The organism is Novipirellula artificiosorum (genome assembly GCF_007860135.1).
Taxonomy (GTDB): Bacteria; Planctomycetota; Planctomycetia; order Pirellulales; family Pirellulaceae; genus Novipirellula_A; species Novipirellula_A artificiosorum.
The window spans coordinates 107,016-119,319 of record NZ_SJPV01000001.1 but is presented as its reverse complement, the minus strand read 5'-3'; the positions used below and the strand labels follow the sequence as shown (position 1 = coordinate 119,319).

Here is a 12,304-nt window from a genome sequence, read left to right as displayed (position 1 = left end):
TGATCGAAGCAAGATAGTATGAGGATTCGGGATGGCTGGGGAAGCCGCTGCAAAAAAATAGAGAGGCTTTTCTCTGCTGCGGTTGCCATGATTTCGTCGTCGGACATGATTCCGTCGGCGAAACTGATTAGAATAGTCAACGCAACGATCACGTGCTAACCTTGTGTCTCCCTCACCCTCCCTCCGCGACATCACTTTTGTCTGGCGATGTCCGGGTTCCCACCTCTCAGGATTCTTTCGTCGATGCACCTGGCCCCTCCACCGGCTCGCTCCGTTTTTACCTGTATTCTCGTCTGTTTTGCGTCGCTTTCGGGATGGATCTCGACCGCGATCTCCACAGCGGAGGATGCGGTACTTCCGCTTCCCGAAGCCGTCGCCACCTCCGAAGCCGAGATGAAGCCGTATCTCGAACCGATCGAGCATACGGAGCAAGAGATCGCAATGGTCCCCATTCCCGGTGGGACCTTTCGGATGGGCAGTCCCGACACCGAAGCTGACCGCAACGAGGACGAAGGTCCTCAACGCGAGGTCACGATCGATCCGTTTTGGATGGGGAAATGCGAAATCACCTGGGACCAATACGATACATGGGGTCTACAAATGGACCAGCTTCGTCGGCGGATGATGTCGTTGGCGGCAACGCCACGAGACGCGTTGGTCGATGGTGTCTCGAAACCAACCGAACCCTACACGGACATGAGCTTCGGGATGGGCAAGGAGCAATTCCCCGCGATTTGCATGACGCAGCACGCTGCACGGACGTACTGTAAATGGTTGTCGGTGAAGACGGGGCGATACTATCGGTTGCCGACCGAGGCGGAATGGGAGTATGCGGCTCGTGCCGGCACCCAAACCGCCTATTCGTTTGGCGACGATCCGGCCGATCTGGACGATTACGCTTGGTACTTTGACAACAGCGACGACACCTATCACGAGGTGGGGCAGAAACAGCCCAATCCATGGGGGCTTCACGACATGCACGGCAACGTAGCGGAATGGGTGTTGGATCAGTATGTCGAGGATTTCTACTCACAGAGCGAGAAAGCAAAGAATCCACTTGCCATCCCTAACACTCTTTTCCCTCGCGTGGTTCGTGGCGGCGGTTGGGATGACGATCCCGAGATGCTTCGCTGTGCGGTCCGCGAAGGATCTTCCGAGGCGTGGAAAGAACAAGATCCTCAATTGCCTCAGAGCATCTGGTACCTTACTGATGCGCTCGGCGTCGGTTTCCGCGTTGTCCGTCCACTCGTTGAGCCTTCGGATCAAGAAAAGGCCGAAAAGTGGGGCAAGACAGAGCCGCTGCAAATCGACCAAGAGTAACCACCAAACCATCGTTTCCCTCCCCTCCTTGTTTTCGATCCTACCCTAAGGAATTTGCTATGAATCCACTCCAAGCGTCTCATGCCTCCCGTCGTCAATTCTTGAAGAGTACGGGAACCATCGCGGCGGCATCCACATTCGTTGCCGCTGCGTCGAATCCGGTTCACGCGGCGGAAGACAACACACTTCGTGTCGCCCTTGTCGGGTGTGGCGGCCGAGGAACCGGAGCCGCAATGAATTGTTTGGAGGTCGAGAATGGTCCGGTGCAGTTGGTTGCCTTGGCCGACGTCTTCGAGAAGAACCTGAAAAGCACGCATGCCGCACTGTCGGGACACGCGAAGGTTGGCAAGAAAGTGGACATTCCCGAAGAGCGTCAATTTGTCGGCTTCGATGCTTACAAGAAAGCGCTCGATTGTTTGCGGCCTGGCGACATCGCAATCTTTGCAACGCCTCCCGGTTTCCGCTGGGTTCACTTCACCTATGCGATCGAAAAAGGCTTGAACGTCTTTATGGAAAAGCCGGTCACGGTTGATGGGCCCACCTCGAATCGAATGCTTGAACTAAACAAGCAGGCACTCGACAAGAACTTGAAAGTCGGCGTGGGGTTGATGTGCCGCCACTGCAAGGGTCGCCAAGAGTTGTTTGACCGGATTCAAGACGGCGAAATCGGTGACGTGACCATGATGCGAGCGTACCGAATGGCGGGTCCAACGGGCTCGGCTGCGGCTCCGCCCAACGACACGGGGTTGAGTGATTTGATGTACCAGATCAGTAAGTTCCACGGTTTCTTGTGGCTCAGCGGTGGTGCGGTCAGCGACTTCTTGATCCACAACATCGACGAGTCGTGCTGGATGAAAAACGATTGGCCTATTAAGGCGATTGCAGTCGGCGGACGCCATTACCGAGGCGATTGTGTCGACCAAAACTTCGACTCCTACGGAATCGAATACACGTTTGCTGATGGAACGAAGTTGATGGTCGATGGTCGAACCATTCCAGGATGCAAACAAGAATTTGCCAGCTTTGCGCATGGTACCAAGGGCTTGGCCGTGATCAGCAGTGCCTCGCACACGCCGGCGAAATCTCGCATTTACGAAGGTCACAATTTCGACAAGAGCAAGATCACATGGGCGTTCCCACAACCGGAACCGAACCCCTACTACGAAGAATGGGTTGATCTGATTGAAGCGATTCGAACCGACACGCCTTACAACGAGGTCGAACGGGGGGTGATGGCCAGCGCGGTCACTTCGATGGGGCGGATGGCGGCTCACACCGGACAAGAAATCACGCTCGAGCACTTCATGTCACAGAATCACGAGTTTGCACCCGAAATCGACAAGCTGACATTGGAGTCCGAATCGCCGTTAAAAGCCAACGCCGAAGGCCGCTACAGCATTCCGATGCCAGGTTTGGTCAAAAAACGCGAATACCTGTAAGACGAAGTATCATCTTCCCGACGGTTTGCTCATCATCAGCTTGTAGTGACCGGTTCCGAGCAAATCGTCGATGCGTGTCCGCAATTCGGGTGTGATGTCAACTTTGTACTTGTCACTCTTCATGTGGACGATTTCACCTTCGATCAGACTCAAGCTGATCAGCATTTCCTTTGGCCCTGGGTAACCACGCAGGATTTCTCGCAATCGATTGAGCGTTTCCGGCGTATGTTCTTGTTCGTCGATGCGGACGCGCATGCCGTGGGTGTAACGCTGGTCGAGCCCTTCAAGCGGGATCAGCTCGTCAATGATCAAATTGGCTTCGTCGCCTCCGCCGCGACGATCCACTTTGCCACGGGCGAGCACAACGGCGTCGGGTTGGACGTGGTCGCCGACATCGACAAAACCCTTGGGCCAAACGATGCAGCGAATCGCTCCCTGCATGTCCTCCAGATCAAAGTTGGCATACTTTGACGGGGCGCCGGGTTTGGGGTTCTTGGTGTGGGCGATTTTGATCGAACTGATCATACCGCCCAGGGTCACTTCTCCACGGTCTTTCACGTCGGCGAGCCCGTCGGTGGTGTGCGTTCGAAAGGTTGCTAGCTTCATTTCGAATTCCGCCAACGGGTGGCTGTCGAGATAGAACCCCAGGACTTCCTTTTCGGCGAGCAGTTTTTCTCGGTCGGGCCACTCGTCCATCTCTGGCAGCGGAGTGATGACGGGTTTTTCGGAATGGTCTTCCTGTTCCTCGAGCGCGCCAAACAAGCTCGCTTGGCCACTCTTCTTATCGGCTTGCATTGCCGCACCCGATTGCAGCGCGCGTTCAATCACCGCGGTCAATTGACTTCGCTTGCCGCCGAAACTGTCCATCGCCCCCGCCTTGATCAGCGTTTCGATTGCAGACTTGTTGCATGCGGATTGGTCAACACGCTCGCAGAAGTCAAAAATGTCTTTGTAAGGCCCGTGCTTCTTTCGTTCTTCGGTGATCGAAATCGCCGTGGGACCGCCGCAACCTTTGATCGCCGACAAGGCAAAAAAGATCTTTGAATCGGCCACCGAGAAATCCGCATCACTGGTGTTCACATCGGGATGAACGATCTCGATCTCCATCCGGTCGCAATCCTCCATATGCTCCACGAGCGCATCCTTGCGTTTGAAGTTTCGTCCTGAAATGTCACTCGACAGCAGCGCTGCCATGAACTCGACCGGATAATGAGCTTTGAGGTAGGCGGTTTGATAGGCAACCAGTGCGTAGGCGGTGCTGTGAGATTTGTTAAAACCGTAACCCGCAAACTTAACGATCAGGGTCCAGATTTCTTCGGCATCCTTTTCGCCGAGTCCGTTTTCTCCACAGCCTTTGATGAAAACGTCGTGGTTCTGGTTGATCAACGCTTCCTTCTTCTTGCTGATCGCCTTGATGCAGGTGTAGGCTTTGGCAAGCGGCACGTTACCGAGTCGGTTGAGGATTCGCATCACCTGTTCTTGGTAGACCATGATCGAGTTGGTCTCTTCCAAGATGTCTTTGAGCACCGGATGTTTGTACTCGGGTTGTTGACGACCGTGTTTGATGTTCACGTAGTCGTCGACCATGCCGCCTTCGAGTGGTCCTGGTCGATAAAGTGCTGCCGTCGCGATGATGTCGCTGAACTGATCCGGCTTCATTCGCGTCAACAGATCGCGGATGCCACCCGATTCAAGTTGAAACACCCCCTTGGTTTCACCCCGCTGCAGTAGCGCGTAGCTCGCTTTGTCGTCAAGCGGGAACTTGAGTGGATCGACTGCTTCACCGGTCGTTTGTTCGATCAACTTCACGGTCCGGCTGAGGATCGTCAGGTTGCGTAAACCGAGGAAGTCCATCTTCAGCAATCCCGACGCTTCGACGTCCCCCATCGACCACTGGGTGATCACATCCTGCTTGCCGGGCACGCGCGTCAGCGGCACGAATTCGGTCAGCGGCCGATCGGCAATCACCACCGCTGCTGCGTGCGTTCCAATGTTGCGGGCCAAGCCTTCGATCTTCATCGCCAGATCGAGCAGTTCGCGAACCTCGGGATCCGCGTCGTAGGTCATTTTTAAGTCGGCGCTCTTATCGAGGGCTTTCTTGATCGTGATCTTGAGCTCGTCAGGAACCATTTCGGTGATTTGGTTGACCCGTGCCAGCGGCACGCCGAGCGCTCGACCCGTATCCTTGATGGCGGCTCGCGCCGCCAGGGTTCCAAACGTGCCGATCTGGCATACCATCTCGTTGCCGTATCGACGCTTGACATAGTCGATCACCTCGACACGACGTTCCTTTTCAAAGTCGATGTCGATATCGGGCGGTTCGGTCCGACTTTCGTCCAAGAAACGTTCAAATAGCAAATCGTATCGCAGCGGACAGACGTGTGACATGTACAATGCGTAACAAACGATTGCACCGACACCGCTGCCACGAGCCGTTGCAGAGATGCCTTGATCGCGAGCATAATTGACGAAGTCCCAGACGATCAAAAAGTACGTCGGAAAGCCCAGTTTTTCGATGACGCCCAACTCGCGATCGAGCCTCGCGATGACTTCTTCGGAGAGTTCCCCGTCAACGATCCGTTCGGAGTCGCCTTCGTAACGTTCGAGTAATCCTTGGACGCAAAGTTCTCGCAAGTAGTCGATCGGTTTTTTGTCGTCGGGACACTCGAATTTGGGAAAGAAATGTTTACCAAGCTCAATGTTGATTTCGACCGAATCGGCGATTTCCTGGCTTCGGGCAACAGCGTCTTCCAGTCCGGGGAATTTTTCGTACATTTCGCCGGGACTGCGTAAGAAGAACTGGTCGTTCTCCATCTTCATCCGTGACGTGTCGGTGCGAAAACGCCCGGTGTTGATGCAAAGCATGATGTCTTGAGCTTCGGCATCGGATTGATCGACGTAGTGACAATCGCTGGTGGCCACCAACGGGATGCCGACACGATTGGCAATATCGACTGCCCCCTGCAATTGCTGACGTTGGATCTCCACCCCATTGTTCATGATCTCGATGAAATAACGGTCGCCAAACACCTTCTGGAACCATCCCGCGATATCGCGGGCTTCCTTTTCATGCTCTTCGGTTTCGATGCCTTTCAAAATGGCTCGGCTAAATTCACTGCTCACACAGCCGGAGAGGCAAATGATGCCTTCGTTGAACTTTTCCAGGATTTCCTTGTCGATCCGTGGTTTGAAGTAGAAGCCCTCGAGCGATGCGGCGCTGGCCAATTTGACCAAGTTGCCGAAGCCTGTGCGATTTTTCGCTAACAAGGTGAGGTGGTAACTTGCCTGTTTGCTGCTGGCCGCGCCCCCCTTATCGAACCGGCTTCCCGGGGCAATGTAGGCTTCGTAACCGATAATGGGGTTAATCCCGGCATCTTTAGCTTTGCGGTAGAATTCGAGCGCCCCATGAAGGTTACCGTGGTCGGTCAGTGCCATCGCATTCATGCCGTGGCTGACACAGCGATTGACCAGCTTTCCGATGTCGCCCGCGCCATCGAGCAGGCTGTAATGGCTGTGGCAATGCAGATGGGCAAATGGCTTGGGGGGGGATTGCGAGCAGTCCGTCGTCGGTTGGGCCAGCGGTGCGTTCATGCAAACTCTCTCAGTTCAGGATCCATTCAAGGGACATCCATTCAAGGGACGAGGTTCAAGCGGGGATCGATCGGCCAAGAACCTCCTTAGCCTAACGATCCGACCTCGACAGGTCAGTGACTTGACAGTCGAATCTCTAAAAATGTTCTGCGGATCGACCCGTCGCGCATTGAGACTCTTTTCTTCTTCTCGGCAAGCGGTTTTCGGGACGATTTGCCGCAGCGGTGGAGTTGGGAAATTTGCCAGGCTTCTCCTTGGCGTTAATGACGCGAGCTGCCATAATGGGCTCCAGTAAAACGTTGAAGGCAGCTTCAGGCGGCAATCGCGTTCCTTCCCACCTTGCCTTTGTTAGCAGCCTGCTAAAAAGCTGCTTCCCGCTATTGATCCCCCTGACTAGGAGTCTGCATTCCGTGAGAAAGCAATTATTGGTGCCGCTGCGTTTGGCCGTGGGTTGGGAGCTTTCTCCGAGACTGCTGAGCATCATCGGAGCGACCATGTTGGTGTTGCTTCGGCTGACCATCGGATGGCATTTCTATACGGAAGGCATCGAAAAATACGCTGCCGGCAATTGGACCGCCGCTCCGTTTTTCGTGAATGCCAAGGGGCCGTTTGCGGAAGAATTTCGTGGCATGGTCTGGGACCATGACGGTTCGATCCGGCTCGACAAAGACGCGATCATGTTGCAGTGGGCGACGGACCGCGATCGAGTGGCCGATCATTTTGGATTTGACGACGAGCAGCGACAACAAGCTCAGGAAAACTATGCAAAATCGGTGATCCAGTACGAATCGGTGCTGGAGGAGAACGCGACGGATCTGGAAGAATATCAGTTGGGCAAAGCTCGGATGGAGAAGCTGGACCAAGACCCGACTCGAGACGGGGTTGCCAGCCTCGGGGGCCAGCGAGAAACCATTCGCAAGGAATGGAAGGGCAAAGCTGCGCCCACTTTGAAGCAAGTGGACACGGTATGGAAAAACTACATCATCGCTCAGAACTCGGTCGCCAGCCGTGAACAAATGGAGACGCATGGGGCTTATCATCTAAGGAAGCCGCTGAGCGCGTTGATGGACACCAGTATCATTGACGTGATCTTGCCCTATTTTGACATTGCCGTTGGTTTATGCCTGTTACTTGGGCTCTTTACACCCGTTGCAGGGTTAGCCGCTGCCGGTTTTCTCGGTTCAGTCGTATTGAGCCAATTCCCGCCCGCAACGGGACCGACATCGAGTATTTATCAATTGATCGAAGCGATGGGTTGTCTGGTGTTAGCGGGAACGGGCGCGGGGCGTTTCGCCGGTCTTGACTATTTCCTTCACCTGATCGTGCGAAAAGTCTGGGGTACCCCCAGCGACGACGAAGTTTAATCGGAACATTTCTAACGTTCCTGCATACAATTACTACAAGCGACAACAAACCAATCACGAGGCATTACAATGGTTGACAAGCTTTCCGCTGAACAACGCGAAGTTGGCAAAGAAAATTACTACGAAGCCGTTGGCAGCTATTATGACGTTAACCGTCGCGACTTCCTGAGAGGCATCATTTCGGCCAGTGCCGTCAGCGGTGCAGGGCTTGGGGCTGCCTACTTCGGGTATGGCAAAGTCAACGACCCCGTGCGGGTCGCGGTGATTGGTACCGGTGACGAAGGCAACGTCTTGATCGGCGGTTGTAACCCGGAATACGTCGACGTCAAAGCGATTTGTGACATCCGTCCCTTCAGCCAATTCCGCGCATTCAACGGTGACTGGTCGAGTCCAGCAGCCCTTGGACGTCGGCCTGGTTTGATCAATATCGCCGGCTACAAGAATGAAGCCGAAGCTCGCCGCAACGTGAAGGTCTACGATGGCAGCAACGGCGGGATCATGGCTTGCCTTGACGATCCCGATATCGAAGCGGTCATCATCGCACTCCCTCTTTGGCTGCATGCACCCGTTGCCGCTCAAGCAATGGAGCGTGGGCTGCACGTGTTGACTGAAAAACTGATGGCGCACAACGTGGCTCAGTGCAAAGTCATGGCTCGGATGTCGGCGGAATTGGAAGACAAAGCTGGTAACCCAATCCACCTCGCAACGGGCCACCAACGTCACTACAACGTCAAGTACGACAACGCGGTGAACTTGATCCGTTGGGGACTACTCGGCCAACTGCATCACATTCGTGCCCAGTGGCATCGTGGCAACCTGCCCGGAGCCGATAGTTGGTCGATGCCGATTCCCGGTGGCGAAAAGATGAAGAACGGAAAGATGTTCGACCGGATCGCCAAGGACTTGGAGTACCGCCGTAAGCAACTTGCAGACGCACCCGCAGAAGACGTGGAGCGGCTGCGAATGGAAGTGGCCCAGTGGGAAGCTTGGGATGCAGACAAAAATGTCGACCCGTCTAAGTTCGGATACGAGCAGTTCACCCTTCAAGACAAAATTTTCACCTCGATGGAAGAACTGCATCGTTGGCGTTTGTTCGATCGTACGGGTGCCGGTTTGATGGCGGAACTTGGTAGCCACCAACTTGATGCGGTTAGCATCTTCCTCAGCTCGCTACGTGATGATGGCAAGAAAGTCCACCCCTTGAGCGTTCACGCAGTCGGCGGGCGTCACATCATGCCGCTCGATCGTGAAGTCGGTGACCATGTTTACTGTATGTTCGAATTCCCGGGGCCGGATTACTCGGAAACGTTTGATGTCGGGTATTACGACCGCGTTGAAATGTACCCCAACCCTGACCAGCAGAATTATGGCCCGGTTGCCGGCTACGACACCGATCCGAACAAGAAGGTCGTGGTGACTTATTCGTCGATCAACGGCAACGGTTTCGGCGGCTGGGGCGAAGTCGTGATGGGAACCAAGGGGACTTTGATTCTCGATAAGGAAACCGACGTCCTGCTGTACCGCAACAGCGACACCAGCAGCAAGGTGGGTGTTTCGAAAAACGCTGGCGGCGGCTATGCACTCGATACGAGTGCCAGTGGCGACTTTGCCGCACCGACCGCGAAAGCGGCCGACGCGGGGCCGGTGAGTCGTGGCTATCGCGAAGAGATCGAAGATTGGGCCTACTGTATCCGTAACCCATCACCCGAAAATAAGGTTCGCTGCTATCCGGCCGTCGCCATGGGCGATGCCGTGATCGCGATGACGACCAACGTGGCGTTAAAGAACGCCAATAGTGGCAAGGGCGGTTACATGAAGTTCGAGGAAGATTGGTTCGAAGTCGACAACGACGCCACTCCCGATGGCAGCAAGATTGCGGACGCGGAAGCGTTCATGAAGAAGCCGGTTGCCTAGCCTCGATCGTGCCGAAGCGTCAGACGCTCGACCAAATGATTTGGCCCGTCCTGATCTGGCCCGTCCTGATCTGGCCCGTTTAACTCAATTCGCGCTGGTTGGCAAACTTTGCTGACCAGGGCGATTTTTGTTGTCGCGTCTTTCGCCAGAACCATGCTGTTTGCTAGTACGCTTCCGATTGGCTCCATACCACTCGCAACGTCTTGATCAGGATCTTCAGGTCTAACCAGAGCGACCAACTACGGATGTAGCGGTGGTCCCAATCGACCCGTTGTTCCATTTTCTCAATCGTATCGGTTTCACCGCGGCAGCCATTGACTTGCGCCAACCCTGTGATACCTGGTTTGACTTTGTGACGTAGCATGTAGCCCCGAATGCGACTGCGGTATTCTTCATTGTGGGCGGATGCATGCGGCCGCGGCCCCACCAGTGACATCGATCCTTCGAGCACATTGAATAATTGAGGCAGTTCATCGAGGCTGGATCGCCGCAGGATGTTTCCGACTCGCGTGACGCGTGGATCGTTCTTTGTCGCTTGTTTCACCACCGGCCCATTGTCACAGGTTCGCATCGATCGGAACTTCCACACCAGAATCTCGCGACCATCAAGCCCATAACGCTTTTGGCGAAAGAAGACGGGGCCGGGCGACGTTAATTTCACGATCGCGGCGATCGCAAGCATTGGAATTGCGGCCACGCCGATGGCTGCCGTCGCGATGCAGATGTCCGTGATCCGTTTCACCACACCATCGACACCAAACAACGGGTTTTCGAAAACGCTGACAGCGGGGATCCCTCCCATGCTGGTCCATCGCGAGTGCAGCAACTCAAAGACAAAAAAGTCTGGCACAATGTAGACCGAAACGGTCGAGTCACTCAGTTGATCGAGTAGTTCGCGAATTCGATCTTCCGCTCGCATCGGAAGAGTGATGAAGATGGTATCAATGGCCCCTTGCCGAGCCAGTTGGACCAACTCGGGCAGGTCGCCCGAAAGGGAATGGGACGCATGATCGCTGCCGTTGAAGCGGGTTTCATTGCGATCATCGAAAAAGCCGACCAAGTTGAACCCCAATGAGGGATCGTCTGCGACATTGGTTGCCATTTGAATGCCGAGTTGGTTCAAGCCCGCAATCGCGATTTGCCGCGTCCCAACGCCGCGGCGAAGCAGTCCTTGCTGGACGATTCGCAATGCCATTCGCAATAGGCCAATCAACGCCGGTGCCAATACCCACCAAGCAAAGATGACCGAGCGAGCAAATTCTTGGCTATAGCGGGTCGCGAACCCGAGCATCGCCAGGATCAACGCCGTGAGACTCCACGTCGCCACGATACTGGAGATCTCCATGTTTGCAGATCCCGCGTGGCTTTTGCGGTAGAGTCCTGTTAACTGCCCCGTCAACAAGAAGACCACCACGGCGATCAATCCCATCGCCTGAGCCGTTTCGTCGATGCCTCCGCGAGCAATCCATTTGACGATCGCGAGCGAAGCGAAAACGCCCGAAGCGTCGAGTGTTGGCTGGATAAAATCCCACCATCGTCGATGAGGAACGATTGGTGACTGCATGAGTGACTTTGGGTTTGTGCGTGCCGAAACGATCCACGTCACAGTAGATGCGACGACATCGGGCCTACTGCACAAAACCCTAGCTCAGCGTTTCATCGAACCAATCCAATCCAAGGTCCAAAGAAGTGGCTTGGTGCGTCAATGCACCACAGCTGATGCGGTCTACACCGGTCGTAGCGATTTCAGCGATGGTTTCCAAACGAACGTTCCCGGATGCTTCAAGTTCGAGCGACAGGGCGGAATCGTTTCGGATGGCAACGGCTTCGCGAAGTTGCTCCACGGTGAAGTTGTCCAGCAACACGATGTCGGGCCGAGCTTGGATGACATCACGAAATTGGTCCAACGTATCGACTTCGATTTCGACGATTTGCGGGGCCGTTAAATGCTCCACGGTGGCACCTCGCCACGCAATCGCTTTGCGGGCGGCGGCACTGGCGGATAGGGGACCCGATGCGTCAACTCCCGCAAGCGAGAGATGATTGTCTTTGATCAAGAAGCCGTCATACAGGCCGCTACGATGATTATGGCCCCCGCCGCAGGAGACCGCGTATTTTTCGAGCAGCCGCCAACCGGGAGTCGTTTTCCGTGTGTCGTACAAACGCGAGGACGTCGTGCCCATCGCATGCACGTAAGCCTGCGTCAACGTGGCGACGCCACACAACCGACTGAGGATGTTCAACACCGTGCGTTCGCATGTCAAAAGATCGCGAACATTGCCGCGAAGTTTCGCGATCGGCCTACCCGGGACCATCGTAGATGCATCGGATTGTAAACACTCGGTCTCTAAGTCTGCATCGAATTCATCGACCATCCAAGCTAAGGTTGCGAGTCCCGCGCAGACCCCGCTCACGCGAGGAACGATTTGGCAGCTCCCTCGGGCGTCCGGTTGGATCAAACAAACGGTCGTCCAATCCACCGAGCTGCATAGGTCTTCGGCAATGGACAGTCGAACAAGAGCTCGCAGGTCATTTTCTAAACGTTCGTCTGCCGTCACAGTCTTGTAGTCATTCATGCTTGTAGTCATTCATGGGTGGGTCGGAGTCTCGTACGGTAAATGCCAAAAATGCTAGCGATTTGCAGAAGAATTCTCTTTGAAAACGATCTGGATGCGG

7 protein-coding genes are annotated in these 12,304 nt (G+C 55.0%); 4 read left to right on the top strand and 3 right to left on the bottom strand.

Annotated elements, in window-relative coordinates:
• Positions 1 to 243 precede the first annotated feature (243 nt).
• On the top strand, positions 244 to 1,320 hold the full coding sequence (locus Poly41_RS00260) for a formylglycine-generating enzyme family protein (protein WP_231615295.1): 1,077 nt from the start codon (positions 244 to 246) through the stop codon (positions 1,318 to 1,320).
• 59 nt (positions 1,321 to 1,379) lie between these two features.
• Positions 1,380 to 2,759, top strand: a complete 1,380-nt coding sequence (locus Poly41_RS00255) for a Gfo/Idh/MocA family protein (protein ID WP_146523940.1) — start codon at positions 1,380 to 1,382, stop codon at positions 2,757 to 2,759.
• A 9-nt stretch (positions 2,760 to 2,768) separates the two neighbouring features.
• Here Poly41_RS00255 and dnaE read toward each other — a convergent pair whose 3' ends face one another.
• Positions 2,769 to 6,350: a DNA polymerase III subunit alpha gene (gene dnaE / locus Poly41_RS00250; protein WP_146523939.1), complete on the bottom strand. Its 3,582-nt coding sequence runs from the start codon at positions 6,348 to 6,350 to the stop codon at positions 2,769 to 2,771.
• Positions 6,351 to 6,760: 410 nt separating this feature from the next.
• On the opposite strand from dnaE, the gene Poly41_RS00245 reads away from it, so the two are divergent.
• Positions 6,761 to 7,714 carry a DoxX family protein gene (locus tag Poly41_RS00245; protein ID WP_146523938.1) on the top strand — a complete coding sequence of 318 codons (954 nt, stop codon included), beginning with the start codon at positions 6,761 to 6,763 and terminating at the stop codon, positions 7,712 to 7,714.
• Between the two features lie 69 nt (positions 7,715 to 7,783).
• A complete protein-coding gene (locus Poly41_RS00240; protein ID WP_146523937.1) occupies positions 7,784 to 9,628 on the top strand; it encodes a Gfo/Idh/MocA family protein in 1,845 nt (614 codons plus the stop codon).
• Between the two features lie 163 nt (positions 9,629 to 9,791).
• Here Poly41_RS00240 and Poly41_RS00235 read toward each other — a convergent pair whose 3' ends face one another.
• Both Poly41_RS00235 and nadC read right to left on the bottom strand, forming a co-directional pair.
• Complete coding sequence (locus Poly41_RS00235) at positions 9,792 to 11,192, bottom strand: undecaprenyl-phosphate glucose phosphotransferase (RefSeq protein WP_146523936.1); 1,401 nt, start codon at positions 11,190 to 11,192, stop codon at positions 9,792 to 9,794.
• A 79-nt stretch (positions 11,193 to 11,271) separates the two neighbouring features.
• Positions 11,272 to 12,204: a carboxylating nicotinate-nucleotide diphosphorylase gene (gene nadC, locus Poly41_RS00230; protein ID WP_231615294.1), complete on the bottom strand. Its 933-nt coding sequence runs from the start codon at positions 12,202 to 12,204 to the stop codon at positions 11,272 to 11,274.
• Positions 12,205 to 12,304: the final 100 nt, after the last annotated feature.